Here is a 17682-nt window from a genome sequence, read left to right on the forward strand (position 1 = left end):
TTCTTCTTTTTCACCGCCCCAGTCCTTTTTCTGTTTCTGCCTTTCCACATACTCTTCCTGGTGAATTAGGAATTCAGCCAGCGTGGAAGCAGAGGCATCGGTATGAATGGTTTCCTCATTCAGATTCTGGTTAAAAACACCGGCCAGATTGGTGGTTTTTGGAAGAGCCGGCATTTCTTCTTCCTTTACATTTTCTTTTTTATCCATATTTTCATTCATCATGCCCACCCTCCTGGGTTCTATGCTTTCTATAAATAGAAGAAGTCAAAAGATCAAGTTTACGGGCCACCAGCCGTTTCTGGTAGAAGTCTTCCCCATTTCTGGAAAATCTTGACAGGATTTCCAATTCCTCGAAAACCGCCAGGGCCATCCCCAGCTTCACCGGTTCAAAGCCGTATTTTTTTCTCATGAGGTAATGGACCTCCCGCACCGGTTTGGCCATGGTGCGAAGAATAAGAGAAAGCTTTCTGTACACATCTACCAGATAATCCCTATCCAGCAGGCAGGCCTCTTCCTGTCTTATATCCCTGCCGATGAGCTGCACATGCTCCCCGTACCATTCATGCACCTCCGGCTCAAAGACCAGATCCACCACGTCTCCTGCCTGGCAGGGATTCTCTTCCCCTACGCCCCAGAAAATAGCGTCCACCAGACCGCTGTCTCCGGAAATCTGGCACTTGAAGTGCCGTCCGTCAGCCCCCATATGCCGGGCTGTTTCCACAAAGGCATGGTTCATGGCAAAGAGAGGTTTGGGATTATCTGCACCGCAGGGTTCCAAAAGGTCTAAAGAGTGGATAAAATCAAGACTCACATCCTTTAATGACAGTTCCTCCTCCACATCCAGCACCGGAATACAGTCTTCCTCTGTCAGCACCGATGCGGCATACCTGTTCATGCGCCGGCGCAGCTCCGGTATCTTCTCCTCTGCAATGGAAAAGCCTGCTGCCATCTTGTGACCGCCAAACTGAAGCAGAATGTCAGACTGGGCGGAAAGGGCTTTATAAATATTAAAAGCAGGAATACTCCGGCAGGATCCTTTCCCTATACCATCCCTCACTGTAATCACGAAAACGGGACGATGGCACGATTCCAGAATACGGGAAGCCACGATACCGATGACACCGGGATGCCAGTCCTTCCCGTCCACCACAACGGCCATGTCATTTTCTATGCCAAGCTCTGCCATGCGGCTTTTGGCCTGTTCAAAAATATCCCGTTCGATCTGCTGCCTCATAGTATTGATTTCACAAAGCTTTTGAGCCAGTCTTTCCGCTTCCTCTGCGGACTCTGTAGTCATGAGGCGAACCCCTTCCGATGCCCGGGCAATGCGGCCTGCCGCATTCAGCCTAGGCGCCAGGCCGAAGGATACCTGATCCGCCCGCCGGATTTCCGTAGTGTCATCATGAACAATGCCGGAAGCCTTAAGCAGCGCCGCCAGCCCCTTGATAGGAGTATGAATAAACCGCTTCATTCCCTCCTTTACAAGAATACGGTTCTCTCCGGTCAGAGACACCACGTCGGCAATGGTACCAAGAGCCGCCAGCTCCACGGTTCCATCATAATCTCTTCCCAGCCGTTTCATATAAAGTCCCCGGCACAACGTGTAGGCCACACCGCAGCCGGCCAGCTCCTTATAGGGGTAGGGGCAGTCCTTCTGGTGAGGATTTAAAACCGCTACGCAGGAAGGCAAAAGCTCCGGCGGAGTATGGTGATCGGTGACAATGATATCAAGCCCCTTCGGCGCCTCGCTGATAAGAGCAGCAGAACTGATGCCACAGTCTACTGTTATCAGAAGATGATATCCTTCCTCTGCCAGATGGTTCACTGCCTCCCTGTTCAGACCATACCCTTCCTTTTCTCTCTGGGGAATGTAGTATCCCACATCCGCTCCAAGGGAAGAAAGGCAGCGCATCATGATGGAAGTAGATGTAATCCCATCGACATCGTAGTCCCCATACACTACGATTTTTTCATGCTGATCTATGGCCTGCAGAATGCGGCTCACCGCTTTGTCCATACCCTTCATGAGGAAAGGATCTGACAGATGATCCAGATTGTCATAAAGGAAATGAGACAGTTTCTCTTCGCTGTCAATGCCCCGATGCATCAGGATCCGGGCCAGCTCCTCCGGAATGCCATGGGAGGCGAAAAAAGAAGGGATTTCCTCTCCTTCCCTATGGATTTTGATATGCCATTTATACTTCTGTTTGTCTCTATTCATAAAAAATCCTCAATTCTCATTCTTATTTTCCCTGTTATTTTATCACCTTTTATTCTCAATGACTACCGCATATTATCATTCTCAATAAAATCCAATAAAAAAAACCCGGAGCGCCCTGCTCCGGGGAAGAAACCCTTATTCCCAGGCTTCCTTCATAATATTTTTATATTCAGAATTCAGGTGATCCACCACCACATCAAGCACTACCCGAACAATTTCCGGATCAAAGCTGTCATTGGTGCTGGGCAGGCAGCAATCCAGGAAAATGGAGCCGTCATCTGCAGCCACATACTTGAAAACTTTGTAGCTTCTGTTCAGCGTGTTCAAATATTCCAGGAACTTAGCCTTGTTGGAATCCTTCACCAGCTGGCTTCCTACCTGTACACGGATAATGGTATAAATGGTATTGTCTGTAATGATACCCATGGGAATGGTCTGCCCTTCCACCTTGATATTGGACTGGAAAACCACCGTATCCGCTTCATCATGGACTTCATTCTTATTGAAGAAATTCATATTATTCTTCTGAATATACGCTTCAAACTTCTTTGCTTTCAGATTCACTCTTTTTTCTTCTGCCATCAAATTCACCTTCCAGTTAGAAATATAATTAACCTTTCTTTATTCTACCCTGCCTTGCCATTTATTTCCACATTGATTATGATAATTTCAGAAAAAAATAAAATCCATGAACCAAAGTAAAGGAAATCCCATGACCGATACAGAATACATGATGCTGGCCCTGGAAGAAGCCAGAAAAGCAGAGGCAGAAGGCGAAATCCCCATTGGCGCCCTGGTGGTATACAGAGACCTCATCATCGCCGCTGCCCACAATGAAAAAGAAGGGACCCATGACCCCACCGCCCACGCAGAAATCACAGTCCTTCGCAAAGCCGCCCGATTTCTGGGCACATGGCGTTTGACGGGCGCTTCCCTTTATGTTACCATAGAACCGTGTCCGATGTGTGCCGGCGCCCTTTTAAATGCAAGAGTCACAAGGCTGATTTACGGATCCCCAAATCCGCAGTACGGAGCGGTGGACTCCAGATTTCACCTCACCTCTTCTTTCGCCTTAAATCACACCGTGGAAGTTACCTCCGGTATCCTGCAGAAAGAATGTCAGGCGCTGGTAGATGAATTCTTCCGCCGTCGGCGCTCATAACTATATTACCTGGAGCAGTATCGAAGTGGTCATAACGAGGCGGACTCGAAATCCGTTAGCCCTTCGGGGCCCGTGGGTTCGAATCCCACCTGCTCCGCCAAAAGCAAAGCACCTTGCGAGGTGCTTTTTTATTTCTCAAGCGGATTTTTATTCCGTCATACAGGCAGATGGATTCAACGATACGTTAGGAGTGTCACTGCTTAAAGAGAAACCACGAAAGCTGATCTCACAAATCCCAGCAGCAGGCAGAGCGTCTTCATCGGTTCATGGCTTCTGCCCTATCCACACGGACCTTTCACATCCGTGTTTTCGTGATGCCCTTTTCATAGATATGAATTTCATCTATCAGCCAATGGAAAATCATTTACCCATCATTTTTCTCCCATGATATAATAATACAAATTACTCAATATACAGGGGAGGTAAATCCATTGATTTTCCATAAAAAAATCTGTCTTCTCGTTTTGGCTGCCAGTCTTTCTGCCTTTATCAGTACAGCCGAGGCAAAGACTATCCTGCTGGTGCCCCAGGATGACCGGCCGGTAAGCCTCGATTACACCGTTTCCACAGCAGAAAAGGCGGGGTACACTGTTCTCACTCCCCCCAGGGCTTATTTATCAGGAAAGAATTTCCGGGGCAGTCCGGATCAGCTCTGGCGCTGGGTTGAGCAGAATATGGTTCGTGCCGATGCCGCTGTGATTTCCACCGATTCTTTGATTTACGGCGGTCTGGTGGACTCCAGAAAGCATAATGAGTCTCTCAATACCCTCATGGCCAGGGAGAATAAAATCAAGTCCCTCCATTCTGCGTACCCGAAAACTCCTATTTACGCCTTTGGCACCATCATGCGCACCCCCTATGCTTCCGGCAGCGGCGTAGAACCCTATTACTACAGCAAGTATGGTAATGATTTGTACCGCCTGTCCGGGCTGCAGGATAAAATGGATGCAGGAAAACTTTCTACCGATGAAGCAGCAGAACTGCTTTCACTGAAGCTCTCCATTCCTAGTGAATATCTGCAGGACTGGTTCAAACGACGCACGAAGAATAATACCATCAACCGCATGCTGATAAAGGATACGAAGAGCGGTATTTTTACCTATTTCTGCGAAGGCCACGATGATAACAGCAGGAATTCCCAGTCTGCGCTGGAAGCCAGATATCTGGCGGTAGATGCGAAAAGCCTTCCGCCCACCCGTTACGGCTCCTTCCCCGGCGCCGACCAGCTGGCTCTTCTCCTGATTGCCCGCTATCATAATGACAGCAATCACTTAAAACCCAGTTTCACTGTAATTTACCCCCTGGGCCGGGCAGAAAATACCATCCCCAGCTATGAAAATCAGCCTATCGGCAAAACGATCAGCGAACACATCGAAGCGGTAGGCGGCACCATGGCAGGCAAAAACATTCCCGACATTGTGCTGGCAGTGAATACCCCCATTGCCACCACCGGCGAATCGGGACAGTTCAGCAATTTCGGCATGCTGAAGCAGAGCACCACCGATTTCATGAATGAGGTAAAAAACGTGGTGAACCGGGGTATCCCTGTTTCCATGGTGGACGTATACTTTGCCAATGGATCTGATAATACCCTCATGAATCTCATGGTAAAAGATGACCTGCTCTATAAAGTAGCTGCTTACAACGGCTGGAACACGGCGTCCAATACCATCGGCTACGCCATCGCCCAGGCGGTGCTGGCGCCGGATATGTCCGCAGAGGACCACAAGGATATGCTCATCGAGCAGTATATCGACAACTGGGCTTATCAGGCCAACGTACGTAAAAATATCGCCCGCCTTACAGAGCAGGAAAGCCAAAACATGGTTCCCACGCCGGCCATTAAAGAAGAAATGATTGCAGAAATCCAGGAATTTGCAAAAAAGAAAATAGGCCTCAACCCTGCCACTGTATCAGCAGAATTCCCCTGGAACCGCCTTTTTGAAATCAACGCTCTTGTATCTTCCAAACCCAGATACAAGGTATACCTTACCCGGGCAGAGCAGCAGCGCATAGCAGAAGAAAAGGCAGCTGCCGAAGCCAAAGCCAAAGCGGAAGCAGAGGCTAAAGCAAAGGCTGCGGCAAAGGCAGAGGCCCCCTCCCCTGCTCCTGCCGCTCCTTCTTCCGATGAAGAAAAGGATGGGGATATTTCTACGATAGTCATTAATAAATGATAGATTAACCCCAAAAGGGTTGTAAGGGATGCTCCTTTCCCCCTTCCTGTATCAAACAAAAACGGGTCTGTGACAAAATGATTTACATTTTGTCACAGACTCGTTTTTTATTCCTTTACTTTTTTCTTCATTTCCTCTGCCGATTCCAAAGCGCTCTGAGAAGAATCGCTGCCGGAAATCATGAGAGCTATGTCCGCCAAATGTTCTTTTTCGTTCAGCAAAACAGCTCTGGTGGCGGTCCTGCCATGGGAGACGGTCTTTACGATTTTATAATGACGGTCTGCGGCACAGGCTGTCTGAGGCAGATGAGTAATACAGAGGACCTGAATGGCATGAGAGAGGAAGGCAATCTTTCTGGCCACCTGAAGGCCTACTCTGCCGCTAATGCCCACGTCGATTTCATCAAAAATCAAGGTCTGCTGCTGGAGAAGGCGGGAGATAACCATTTCGATGGCCAGAGCAATACGGGAAATTTCACCGCCGGAAGCAGTGTCTTTCATGCTTCGAAGGGGTTCGCCCATATTGGCGGAGAAATAGAATTCCATTTCTTCCGCGCCGTTGGGAAGAGGCGTTTTGGCCGGTAGGAGGTGGAGTTTCATTCTTGCATTTTCCATACCCATGTCTTTCAGGGAAGAAACCACTTTTTTCAGAATGATTTCTGAGGATTTCATCCGTTCCCCGTTCAGCACTTCTGATTTTTTCATGAGCAGTGCTGTGAGGTCTTCGTAGTTTTTCTGAAGAGCTGCATTATCATAGATGATTTCTTTCAGGGAATTATATTCTTCCCTGGCCTTCTTTTCATAGGCCAGGACGTCTGACAGTTCAGGACCGTATTTCCGCTTCAGTTCCATAATCACTTCATTCCGATCCTGCAGGGTTTCCAGTTCTTCTTCCGAAAAATCGGAATTTGCGATGTAATCTTCCATGGTGCCGATGGCATCTTCCAGGGAGAAAGAAGCGGACCGAAGGGATTCCAGAATGGACCCAAGAGATTCATCATACCGGGCAGCCTGGGAAATTTCCTTATCCGCTTCGGCAATGGAGTCCTGAGGGCCTCCGTCGGCGGTGATAGTTCCCAGGGCATTGTGAAGAGAGCGGAAAATGCGCTCATGGTTCTGAAGAACCTGGAGTTTCTTTTCCACTTCTTCGTCTTCCCCTTCCTGGAGGGCAGCAGAGGAAATCTGCTTCAGTTCCCACTCCAGAATATCCAGCCGTCTTTCTCTTTCCTGCTTTCTTTCCCTGTAATCATCAAGAGCGTCCTTCAGTTTCTTCCATTCCTTGTAAGAGCTGCGATAGGACTGATAGGCTTCTGCAGCAGCAGGGGTACCGGAGTCCACCATCCTTTCACAAAAGGGAATGGACAGAAGTTCCATGTTATCATTCTGCTCATGGAGCCGCACCAGTTTCTTCCCCAGTTTCTGCAGCTGCCTGACAGTGCAGAAACTGCCGTTAATGGTACAGATGCCCCGGCCGGAACGATTCAACTTTCTGGAAATGATAATCTGTCCGTTATCGGAGTCAATGCCCTCTTCTTTTAGTTCTCCAATAATGGAGCTGTCGGCGTAGAAAACACCTTCTACCTTGAAAAAATCAGCACCGGTACGGATAAGGTCCGTGCTGGCCCGGCGGCCGGTGAGCATGGCCAGAGCATCAATGAGGATAGATTTTCCCGCCCCTGTTTCCCCTGTAAAGACAGTGACGCCCTGGTCAAAATCAATGACCGTATCTTCAATAATAGCGAAATTGATAATATGAAGGCTCTGCAGCATACCGGCTCACCGCCTCAGGACTTGAGCATGCCCTGGATATGGGACAGAAGTACCGGCACATCTTCCGGTGTTTTCAGGATAATGAGAACCGTGTCATCCCCTGCCAGAGTGCCAATGATGACATCATTCTTGGAATGGTCAATGGCAAAGGCTACGGAAGAGGCAGAACCGGGAATGGTGTGAAGCACCACCATGTTCATGGCAGAATCAATTTTCACTACGGCTTCCTGAAAGAGAATGGCCGTGTGGCTCTTAGACATGACACTCTGCTTCTCATTGGAAAGGGCATAGCGATAGTGACCGTTCTTATAGGGGATCTTAATCAGCATAAGGTCTTTAATGTCTCTGGACACGGTGGCCTGGGTAACAGCAATGCCCTCTTTTTTCAGAGCTTCCGCCAGTTCTTCCTGTGTCTCAATGACCTGATTCTGGATGATTTCTTTAATTTTCATGATTCTGTATCTTTTCATAAATGCTCTCCTTATCTGAAAAGTTTATCTTTTCCTGCCGATTGGTATCATCTGTATCTTCAAATGAATATACCTGTATTTTTATCAATTTTAAAGCATTTTAGCCTCAAGGTCAAATATTTTCTGCATAAAAATAAATTCTGTATAGATTTTAACGGCATTTTTTGCATTTCCTTGTTTATTTATTCACTCTGTCATGGAAATCATGCCTGTCATAAAGTGAATGCGAATGAATTGCACTAATTTTATCGCATAGTGAAAGAAATTCTGCTATAATGAATCAAATGTGCAAATATTTTAAAAGAAGGAATATACATATGGATAATTACATTGGAAAACACCTGCTTATTGACTGCTACAGCTGCAGTCCCGACACCCTGGAAGATTCTAAAACCACTCTCCAGACCCTGAGTGATGCTGCCGGGAAAATCGGCATGGAAGTCAAGGACACCTTTTTCCATGAAAGCGAAGATGAAATCACCGCCGCTGCCTACGGCCCCAAATCCCACATCTGTATTCACTGGTATCCTCATCTTGCCTATGCGGCAGTGGATATTTACAGCTTCAACATAGACCTGAAACCCGCCCGCTCCATGGCAGTGCTCCGGGCTACCCTCCATCCGGAAAAAATCAGGGCTACTTCGGTAAAACGGGGAAATATCAACCCCGACATGAAGCCCAATATCAAGTCCAAGTCCACCACCCTTCATAAGTTCAAAAACACAGGGCAGCAGATGAAGACTGCCGGCCAGAAAGTGGCCAACTATATGCGCCACAAGAATGAAAAGAGAGATACCCTGGGACCCGAGTGAATGCATACGCCCGGCAGCCTGAGGGTTCAGATGTTAAACCGGCCTTATGGCAGACAGGGCTTCATTCACAGCAGCCCTGGGACAGCAAACGGTATGTGACAGACTTGCTGCGTTTGCTCCCCTTATTTCAGAAAAGGCATGCCCGCACCATTCCTCGCCAGTATTTTTTACACCACATGAAAAGCCCCGGAAAATCATTTGGATTTTCCGGGGCTTTATCATGCCCAGTTGACTATGCGCGCAGGGTAATACCTGCTTTTCCCAGTGCTTTTACGATCTTTTCAATCCACTGGTCCACTTCTTTATCGGTCAGAGTCCGATCTTCAGCGCGGAAGGTCAAGTTGTAGGCCATGCTCTTACAGCCTTCCTTGACCTGCTCGCCCTGATAAAGATCGAAGAGGCGGAGGGTTTCCAGATGCTTTCCGCCGGCTTTACGGATAATTTCTTCCACTTCATCATTGGTGCAGTGTGCCGGCACCAGGAGGGAGAGATCCCGCTGGGAAGCCGGGAATTTCGGAATTCTGGAGTAGTCGATGGTCTCGTCCACCATGTTCATAAGGTGAGGAACAAAGATGACAAAGCCGTAAACTTCTTTCTTAATCCCCCATTTATCCAGTACCGCCGGATGAAGCTGGCCGAAGGACATGAGGGTCTTTCCGTCTTTCACAAAATCGGCAGAAATACCGGGGTGGAATACGGGATACGTGGAACGTCTGATTTCATAGTCTCTGATTCCCAGGGCTTTCAGCACATTTTCCATAATGGCTTTGATGTCAAAGAAATCATATTTCCTGCCATTATTCGGATAGCCTGCTTCGTCGGGACTTCCGTAGAGGAGTCCGGAGAAAAGTTCGTATTCATAAGGCAGTTCCGTCAGCGGCAGTTCCTTCGGCTGGTACACATGACCGGACTCGAAGATTGCTGCTTCTTCGTTCTTCTGGGAAAGGTTATAGGTCAGAGTATGCATCAGGCCGGGGAGAAGGGTGGTCCTCATATCCGGATATTCTTCGGAAATAGGATTCATAATGGGAATGGCATTATATACCTTATGGCCCCAGGGGAAATTCAGTTTTTCCAGATCCTTCTTATCCATGAAGCTATAGTTTACGACTTCGGAAAGGCCGTCTGCCACCAAACTGTCGGTAATGCGGAAAATCACGTCCTGGTCTTTGGACATGGCTCCCTTGGCAATGGCGCTCCAGGGAGTGGTGATGGGGATGTTCTTATAACCGTATACCCGGGCCACTTCTTCTGCCAGATCCGGCATGCCGGAAAGGTCAAGACGGAATTCGGGAACCGTGACGGTAAGGTTGCCATCCTGTTCTTCTACTTTGAAATAGAGGGCTTCCAGGATTTCAATCATCTGTTCCTTGGGCATGTTGATGCCGATGTAGTCATTGATTCTCTTTACCGTGGTTTTGATAATCTGTGGCTCAGCCTTTACGGGATATTCGTCCAGCATGCCTTTGGCTGTGGTGGCGGCTCCCTGTTCTTCCAAAAGCTGGCAGATGCGATTGATAGCCATTTCACTTCTGGCAGGATTAATCCCCTTTTCATAACGGCCGGACGCTTCGGAGCGAAGGCCCAAACGGCGGGAGGTTCTTCTGATGGAAGCGGAATCAAAAACCGCAGATTCCAGAAGGACGTTCTTTGTTTCCGCGGTGACTTCGGAATCAAATCCACCCATCACACCGGCAACGCAGGCCGCCTTATCATCGCCGTCGGCAATGACCAGATCTGAAGGATTAAGCTGTCTTTCCTGGCCGTCCAGGGTAACGATTTTTTCTCCTTCATGAGCATGACGGCAGGTAAGGGAATGACCGGCTACCTTGTCGTAATCATAGGTATGGAGAGGCTGTCCGATTTCCAGCATCACATAATTGGCAGCATCTACCACATTATTGATGGGGCGGATACCATTGCTGCGAAGTCTGTCTTCTATCCATTCGGGGGAACGTCCGATTTTTACGTTTTCCAAAAGGCGTCCACAGAAGCGTTTGCAGTAGGCCGGTTCGGAAATGTGAACGGAAGCACGGCCTTCGATAGGCGCCCCTTCTTCTTTTACGGAAATGGATGGCAGGGTAACTTTCTTCCTGAAAATGGCACCGGTTTCCAAAGCCATGCCGATCATGCTGAAGCAGTCGGCTCTGTTGGCGGTGAGTTCCATTTCATACACCACATCGTCCAGGTCGTACAGGCTATGAATATCCACGCCTACCGGTGTATCTTCCGGAAGGATAAGGATACCCTCATGGTTGAGAGCCGGGAAAAGATTGGCATCCATGCCCAGTTCACCTAAGGAGCACATCATGCCGGCAGATTTCACACCGCGAAGTTTTCCCGCCTTGATTTTAATATCACCGTGGCGAAGTCCGCCGGGTGCTTTATTATCATGAGCAGCAGGTACATGGGCACCGGAGAGAGCACAGGGAACAATCTGTCCTGCCTTTACATTGGAAGCACTGGTAACAATCTGCACCGGTTCTTCCTCACCCACATCCAGCTGGCAGATAAGAAGGTGATCCGCATCAGGATGTTTTTCCACAGAAAGGATTTTTCCTGTGATTACTCCTTTGATTCCTTCTCCAGGACGGATAACATGCTCTACAGGGATGCCGTCCACTGTCAGCGTTTCCGCCATATCATCAGGATTCATTCCTTTTATATCTACTAAGGTTCCCAGCCATTTTAAAGAAACATTCATCTATATAATCTCCCTTCCATTAGAACTGCTTCAGGAATCTGACATCATTTTCATAGAAATTACGGAGGTCGTCGATTCCGTAAAGCAGCATGGCGATACGTTCGATGCCCATGCCGAATGCAAAGCCGCTCACCTTTTCCGGATCATAGCCATTGAGTTTCAGTACCATGGGATGAACCATGCCGCAGCCCAGGATTTCCAGCCAGTCCGGATCTCCGTCTTCTTCACCGGTTCTGGCAGCAAAGGAAATATCTACTTCTGCCGATGGTTCGGTGAAGGGGAAGTAGCTGGCCCGGAAACGAATCTTCGTATCAGAACCGAAGAGGTCCTTCAAGAAGATTTCCAAGGTACCCTTCAAATCTGCAAAACTGATATCCTTATCCACCACAAGTCCCTCTACCTGATGGAATACAGGAGAATGGGTAGCATCATTATCCCAGCGGAACACTTTTCCCGGAGCAATCATACGGATAGGTGAATTGGGTGTATGTTTTCGGAGGGTTCTGGCCTGTACCGGAGAGGTATGGGTGCGAAGAAGGATTTCCGGTGTAATGTAGAAAGAATCCTGCATATCCCTGGCCGGATGATCCTTGGGGAGGTTCAGGCATTCGAAATTATAGTAGTCCTGTTCGATTTCCGGACCTTCTTCTACGGAATAGCCCATCCGGATAAAAGACTTCATGATTTCACGGAGTGCCTTGTCCAGCGGATGGAGATGACCGATTTTATGATGGCGGGCCGGAAGGGTAATATCTACTGTTTCATGCCGGATTTTTTCTTCCAGTCTCTTCTGTTTCAGTTCTTCCATTTTATCTGCAATGGCTGCTTCCACATCGCTTCTGACCTGATTGGCCAGAGCGCCAATGACCGGACGCTGGGCTGCGGAAACATCTTTCATGCCTCTTAAAATGGCGGTGAGTTTACCCTTTTTACCAAGGAAGAAAACCTTTGTATCCTGCAGTGTCTTCTCATCTACAGCAGCACTGATTTTATCCTGAGCATCCTTTTTCAGGGAATCCAGATCTTTTTCCATAAAAGAAACAATCTGGGCCCGTACCTGGTCAGCCAGCTCCGACAGATTGTTGTCGCTGTCATTCAGCTTCTTCATATCTCCCAGAAAACCGGTGAGTTTTGCTTTCACCGCTTCATAGGTTTCCTGTTTACGGTTTTCATCCCTGCAGGCCTTCAGCATTTCTTCTGCTTTTGCCTTCAGCTCATCTAACTTAGTATCCATCTATATACCTCCTGTAATTGATTCGGGCTGTCTTCCACCGGCAAAGAGGATGGGAAATAAAAAAAGCCTCGCCCCACTAAGGGGCGAAGTCTTTATCCGCGGTACCACCCTGATTTGTACTCGAAAGCTTTAACGCAGCCCTGCGTCCGGCCTACTCCGTTCAGCCGGCAGCTCCGAAGCGAACTAAGCCCAGCCGATTCTTTCCGGTGTCCCACTAGTACCGGATCCCTTTGTAGAATTCCTGCCGGCTCCTTCTTCATCATAGCCTCGATATATAAAGCTATTTTAACATGCCTGCGGTAAAAGTCAACCCCAGGGATAGGACAGGGTAAGTGTCAAGTTTTCCTCGGTAATTCATTTGACTGTCGATGATTACTATCTCCGTGGCTTCGGTTTTATCAGTATTTCTGTATAGCTCTGGCCAGTCTCCCCATTGGTGAAGAAGAAGCTCCATAAACGCCTATACGCCCCTCCAGGCATCCCGGCCTATAGTTTCTCATTTTACGCTTCTGCGCCTCACTCCGGACATTCTGGGCGATTTTACGCTCTGCCTGCACCGCAGCCTTGTGCATGGCTCTATCCATCTTTTTGTAGCTTTTCCCATTAGCATGGTACAGGAGAGCTGCTGTAAGTGTTTTATTCTTCCGGGCGGTCAATACCCAAACCATACACTCCATTCCCTCGCTGGACCAGCTCCGCCCCTGCCGCTTCATGCGATAGCTGTAAAACCGGTGATTTGTTTCTGCAGTCCCCAGGTGAATCTCTGTATGGATGCCGCGCTGACTCAGGCTGGGGATATAGGGAGCATTTCTCTCCAGATAGCTCTGCAGCTTGTCTACCTCCTCCAAATCCGCCTCTGTCCGGGCGCAGCTCCGGGCAGTATCCATCCATACGGGAATCTGTTTCATAATATCGTCGGTCCGGTGAAGTTCTCGGATAATGTGGTCTACCAGTTCCTTGTTGCAGAAGCTGAGCCGGGTCCGGATCTTTTCATGCACATGATAGCAGTCGCGGAAGTGCTGGTGATCCAGGCAGCCTTCTACCATTCGCTCAAAGTCCTGAAACTGGTATCCGGACCCTCCATCCCCATTCGACAGCACTGTGGTCTTAGACAGGTCATAGTGCCCAAGCAGATAGCTTCTTACCATTGCAAAAAGTTCTTTTCTGCAGGTAGATGCAAAGCAGCGAAGTCCTACCAGTTCTGTCCTGTTGCCATTTTCCCTGACCCCCTCATATACCTGGAGGCGGTGCACTTCCGAAACGCCGCCTTTCTCCTTGTTCTTGAGTACAATTCCATCTCCTTCAATCGCTATAATTTCCGGCTGCGTCGGCTTTTCAACCTTTTCCTCTTCTGCCAATGCTTTTTCATAAGCCTTTGCCTTCTTACCGGCATAATTCTTGAGTGAGATAACGGACTGATGGGAGATGGTAATTTCCGCCAGGCTTTGCAGGAGTTCACTGGCACTGCGAGATGTGGTAATTGCGACAGCCTCGACAATCCGCTCAATCATTCCCAGGCTGTAGTGCTTTCTGGGTTCAAAGCCCATTTTGCGGTCCAGAGGATAGAAGCTCTTCCCTTCTTTCTGCAGAAGTCTTCGGGTATAGGTCAGCTCTCCATAGCGGCAGCAAATCGTCCTAGAGTCCCGGCGCGCCACACGCCACCCCTGTACCTTGTAAATCTGATACAGCTCAGTGTCAATACGCGCCAGGGCCATAGCTATAAGCTGACAGTTCATTTCAGTGAGCCAATGAGTTAGCTTCCTTTCAGCCTCGATAGAGTCATCAGATTCCTTAATGAGAGAAATGACTGCACCAATTGCATTTTCACTCCAAATTTCTCCAGTTTTTGTTATAATATCCATGAGGAAAGCCCTTTCTTTGTTTTATTTGTGCACGGAAATTATAACATTTCCACTCAAGGGGAGGCTTTCCTCTTTTATTGTTTCTGGAAAAATTCCCCTACCGAGTAAAATTTTACACTAAGTAGGACAGGCATGCGGGTACAGAAAGTTTAGAATGTTTAGAAAGTGCTGACCCCAGCTGCCGGAAAGGAGTACTCTTCTTATACCCCAGGGCAGCCTGTCTGTTCTTCCTATCATCCCAAAGGGAGCTTTACAGTTCTAAACGATTTATCTCCTTTCACTTGTATCAGTACTTGCCTTTACCAGCTCTCGCCGCTCCGCCGGTGCTATACTCCCACCACTTCTCCCAGTATTTTTCCCACGCTGTCATGGAAAACCAGATCGCAGGTACTATCCCTTCCCGTTTCATCCTGGTTAATCATCACAAGAGAATCGCCGGCAAAATAGTCAATAAAGCCGGCGGCCGGATAGACCACCAGACTGGTGCCTCCAATGATGAGCATATCTGCCGTCTGTATGGCATCCATGGCATCTTCCATGGTATCCATATCAAGAGGCTCCTCATAGAGCACCACATCCGGTTTCACAATACCCCCGCAGTAAGGGCAGTGAGGCACCGGGCTGCAGAGGGAAAGGAAACTGTCCACGTCGTAGGAGCGGCCGCACTGAGTGCAGTAATTTCGCAGAATAGACCCATGAAGCTCCATCACATTTTGACTGCCTGCCTTTTGGTGAAGGCCATCAATATTCTGGGTAACAATACCATGGAGTTTTCCTTCTTCCTCCAGCCTGGCCAGAGCATAATGAGCCCTGTTCGGCTCAGCTGCTACCATGGCTTCTGCAAAGTTCTTGTAGTTGGTAAAAAACTCCACCGGATGTTCCTCATAAAAATGATGAGACAGCATTTCCTCCGGCGTCCAGGGAAGATTTGTCTTTTGCCGATAAATCCCATTGGCCCCGCGGAAATCGGGAATATGGGATTCTGTAGAAACGCCGGCGCCGCCAAAGAAAGCAATCTTATGATGACTCTCAATCATTTCCCTCAGTCTTTCCAAATCAGTCATGATGGTCTCCTTTCTGATGGAATGCAAAAGCCTGTTTTTTTTATTTTACCATTTTTACAGAAGAAAAAGTCAATGGAGAACTTCGCGATTTCCTCACCATTCATTGACAACCTTTCTACTATCCCCTATGCTAGATGTAGAATTTATGAAGGAGGAATTTATTATGAGTCAGCTTACACTGGCGAAAGCCAAAGAAATTTTACCGAAGTATACCACCGAAGACCATCTTTTCACCCATGCCATGGCAGTGAGTGCAGCTATGGGCGCTATGGCGGATTATTTCCATGCCGATAAGGACCACTGGGAAGCTATCGGCTATCTTCATGATGTGGATTATGAAAAATATCCCAATGAACACTGTCACCATGTCCGGGAATTTCTGGAACCGGAAGGCGTAGATGAGGAAGATATCAATACCATCATTTCCCATGGCTGGGGCATCTGCGACAACGACGTGGAACCCACCACGGACATCGAGAAGAGCCTTTTCACAGTCGATGAACTCACCGGCGTAGTCATGGCCTATGCCCTTATGCGGCCCGAGGGCATTACAGGTATGGAAGTGAAGGGATTGAAAAAGAAATTCAAGGATAAACGGTTCGCTGCCGGCTGCAATCGGGACGTCATCAAAAAGGGATTTGCCATGCTGGGTCTTGATGCCGGTACTGTTATGCAGGCCTGCATTGACGGCATGACCGCCCATAAGGAAGAACTGGGATTGAAATAATAGATTTGTTCTCCATTTCTAAGGAGGTTCCTATGAAGAAACTGATTATTATCATTGCTGCAATCCTTGTCATTGCCGGCGGCCTGGTCAGCTCCTACAACGGCCTCGTCTCCATGCATGAACAGGTGAATTCATCCTGGGCCCAGGTAGATACCCAGCTTCAGCGCCGGGCTGACCTGATCCCCAATCTGGTAAACACGGTTAAAGGCTATGCGTCCCATGAACAGGAAGCGGTGAAGGCAGTGGCTGATGCCCGTTCCAAACTCTTGAATGCTTCCACGCCGACCGATAAAATCAGCGCTAATGGTGAATTGTCCAACGCCCTGGGCCGTCTGCTGATGGTAGCTGAAAATTATCCTGATTTGAAAGCCAGCCAGAATTTCCTGGCACTTCAGGACGAACTGGCAGGAACGGAAAACCGGATTTCCGTAGCCCGTCGGGACTATAACAATCAGGTGCAGAAATACAATGCTAAAATTCATTCTTTTCCGGTAAGCCTCTACGCCGGTGCCTTCGGTTTCACCGACGCCCCCTATTTCAAAGCAGACGAAGGAGCCAAAGCAGCTCCCAAAGTACAGTTTTAGTCAATTGGTCAGCCGGTGAGACAGTGAGCTGCTGATGAAAGGAGAGATACCATGAAATCCGTAGGGAAAGTGTTGATCGCTCTTTTGACCCTGGTTTTTGCATGGTTTTCCATAAATACCGTCCTGGCAGCAGAAACCTATCCCCCGCCGCCTTCTGATTCTTTCTACGCGGAAGACTACACCGGTACCTTAAGCGTAGAAACAAAGAAACATATCAATGCCATAGGCTATGCACTGGATCAAAAGACCCATGCCCAGGTAGTGGTAGTCATGGTTGCCACCGTTCCCGATGGTGATCTGGAATCCTATGCCAACGGCCTTTTTCGAAGCCGGGGCCTTGGTGATAAAGAGAAAAACAACGGTCTCCTGCTTCTGGTTTCCATGAAAGATAGAAAAGCCCGGATTGAGGTGGGCTACGGCCTGGAAGGCGCCATGAATGATGCCAAAGCAGGGCGCCTGCTGGATACCTTCCTCATTCCGGCTTTCAAGAAAGGCGACTATAGCCGGGGTGTCCAGGATACCTATGACAACATGGTGCGGCAGGTCATGAAAGAATATGGCCTCGCCTCGCTGGACGGACTCTCAAGTCCTGCTGTCAAAGAAGACAGCGGATTTACTATGGAGGATTTTCTGACGCCCCTGGTGCTCCTCATCCTTCTGGTCATTGACTGGATCTTCCTGGGCGGCCGTCTCACCCGCCTCATCCTTTTCCTCCTCTTCACGGGCCGCGGAGGCGGCCGCGGCGGTGGAGGCTTCGGCGGAAGCGGCCGTGGCGGTTCCTCTGGAGGCGGCGGTGCCAGCCGGGGATGGTGAAATGCCAGATTTGTCCGATCTTCTGTTTCTAACTGCCATCTGCTTTTCACCTTCTTCTTTCCTGCTCGAGCAAAATAAATCATTCC

14 protein-coding genes and 1 tRNA gene are annotated in these 17682 nt (G+C 48.7%); 7 read left to right on the plus strand and 8 right to left on the minus strand.

The window, feature by feature from the left end; genetic code table 11:
- Positions 1-211: 211 nt before the first annotated feature.
- Together recJ and HMPREF9453_RS03825 are read right to left on the minus strand one after the other, a co-directional pair.
- Positions 212-2221 carry a single-stranded-DNA-specific exonuclease RecJ gene (recJ, locus tag HMPREF9453_RS03820; protein WP_008859256.1) on the minus strand — a complete coding sequence of 670 codons (2010 nt, stop codon included), beginning with the start codon at positions 2219-2221 and terminating at the stop codon, positions 212-214.
- Between the two features lie 135 nt (positions 2222-2356).
- Positions 2357-2803, minus strand: coding sequence for a hypothetical protein (locus HMPREF9453_RS03825; protein ID WP_008859257.1), 447 nt, complete (start codon positions 2801-2803; stop codon positions 2357-2359).
- Positions 2804-2909: 106 nt separating this feature from the next.
- Here HMPREF9453_RS03825 and tadA point away from each other — a divergent pair, with 106 nt between their 5' ends.
- The 3 genes from tadA (at position 2910) to HMPREF9453_RS03840 (ending at position 5557) form a co-directional block, all read left to right on the plus strand.
- Entirely contained in the window at positions 2910-3383 is a 474-nt protein-coding gene (tadA, locus tag HMPREF9453_RS03830; RefSeq protein ID WP_232217315.1) for a tRNA adenosine(34) deaminase TadA, read from the plus strand.
- A gap of 11 nt (positions 3384-3394) precedes the next feature.
- Positions 3395-3483: transfer RNA gene (locus HMPREF9453_RS03835), tRNA-Ser, on the plus strand.
- Positions 3484-3814: 331 nt separating this feature from the next.
- Complete coding sequence (locus tag HMPREF9453_RS03840; RefSeq protein ID WP_008859259.1) at positions 3815-5557, plus strand: DUF4127 family protein; 1743 nt, start codon at positions 3815-3817, stop codon at positions 5555-5557.
- Positions 5558-5664: 107 nt separating this feature from the next.
- Here the strand turns inward: HMPREF9453_RS03840 and recN are convergent, their stop codons facing one another.
- Both recN and argR read right to left on the minus strand, forming a co-directional pair.
- Positions 5665-7326 carry a DNA repair protein RecN gene (recN, locus tag HMPREF9453_RS03845; RefSeq protein ID WP_008859260.1) on the minus strand — a complete coding sequence of 554 codons (1662 nt, stop codon included), beginning with the start codon at positions 7324-7326 and terminating at the stop codon, positions 5665-5667.
- A 14-nt stretch (positions 7327-7340) separates the two neighbouring features.
- Entirely contained in the window at positions 7341-7796 is a 456-nt protein-coding gene (argR, locus tag HMPREF9453_RS03850) for an arginine repressor (protein ID WP_008859261.1), read from the minus strand.
- A gap of 317 nt (positions 7797-8113) precedes the next feature.
- Here argR and HMPREF9453_RS03855 point away from each other — a divergent pair, with 317 nt between their 5' ends.
- On the plus strand, positions 8114-8608 hold the full coding sequence (locus HMPREF9453_RS03855) for an S-adenosylmethionine decarboxylase family protein (protein ID WP_008859262.1): 495 nt from the start codon (positions 8114-8116) through the stop codon (positions 8606-8608).
- Between the two features lie 232 nt (positions 8609-8840).
- On the opposite strand, the gene pheT is transcribed toward HMPREF9453_RS03855, so the two are convergent.
- The 4 genes from pheT to HMPREF9453_RS03875 all read right to left on the minus strand — a co-directional run bounded on the left by pheT (position 8841) and on the right by HMPREF9453_RS03875 (position 15472).
- A complete protein-coding gene (pheT, locus tag HMPREF9453_RS03860; protein ID WP_008859263.1) occupies positions 8841-11312 on the minus strand; it encodes a phenylalanine--tRNA ligase subunit beta in 2472 nt (823 codons plus the stop codon).
- Positions 11313-11331: 19 nt separating this feature from the next.
- The gene (pheS, locus tag HMPREF9453_RS03865; RefSeq protein WP_040379881.1) at positions 11332-12345 is read right to left on the minus strand and encodes a phenylalanine--tRNA ligase subunit alpha; all 1014 of its coding nucleotides are present in this window, start codon (positions 12343-12345) and stop codon (positions 11332-11334) included.
- A gap of 599 nt (positions 12346-12944) precedes the next feature.
- Positions 12945-14408 (minus strand): ISLre2 family transposase, encoded by a 1464-nt coding sequence (locus tag HMPREF9453_RS03870; RefSeq protein WP_008859265.1) that lies wholly within the window; start codon positions 14406-14408, stop codon positions 12945-12947.
- A gap of 326 nt (positions 14409-14734) precedes the next feature.
- Entirely contained in the window at positions 14735-15472 is a 738-nt protein-coding gene (locus tag HMPREF9453_RS03875) for an NAD-dependent protein deacylase (protein ID WP_008859266.1), read from the minus strand.
- A gap of 163 nt (positions 15473-15635) precedes the next feature.
- Between HMPREF9453_RS03875 and HMPREF9453_RS03880 the strand changes: the two genes are divergently transcribed.
- The 3 genes from HMPREF9453_RS03880 to HMPREF9453_RS03890 are packed head-to-tail and all read left to right on the plus strand — an operon-like array spanning position 15636 to position 17596.
- The gene (locus HMPREF9453_RS03880; protein ID WP_008859267.1) at positions 15636-16199 is read left to right on the plus strand and encodes a hypothetical protein; all 564 of its coding nucleotides are present in this window, start codon (positions 15636-15638) and stop codon (positions 16197-16199) included.
- A 32-nt stretch (positions 16200-16231) separates the two neighbouring features.
- A complete protein-coding gene (locus tag HMPREF9453_RS03885; RefSeq protein WP_008859268.1) occupies positions 16232-16783 on the plus strand; it encodes a LemA family protein in 552 nt (183 codons plus the stop codon).
- A 51-nt stretch (positions 16784-16834) separates the two neighbouring features.
- The gene (locus HMPREF9453_RS03890; RefSeq protein WP_008859269.1) at positions 16835-17596 is read left to right on the plus strand and encodes a TPM domain-containing protein; all 762 of its coding nucleotides are present in this window, start codon (positions 16835-16837) and stop codon (positions 17594-17596) included.
- The last annotated feature ends 86 nt before the right edge of the window (positions 17597-17682 follow it).

Source organism: Dialister succinatiphilus YIT 11850, assembly GCF_000242435.1.
In the GTDB taxonomy this organism is placed as follows: domain Bacteria; phylum Bacillota; class Negativicutes; order Veillonellales; family Dialisteraceae; genus Dialister; species Dialister succinatiphilus.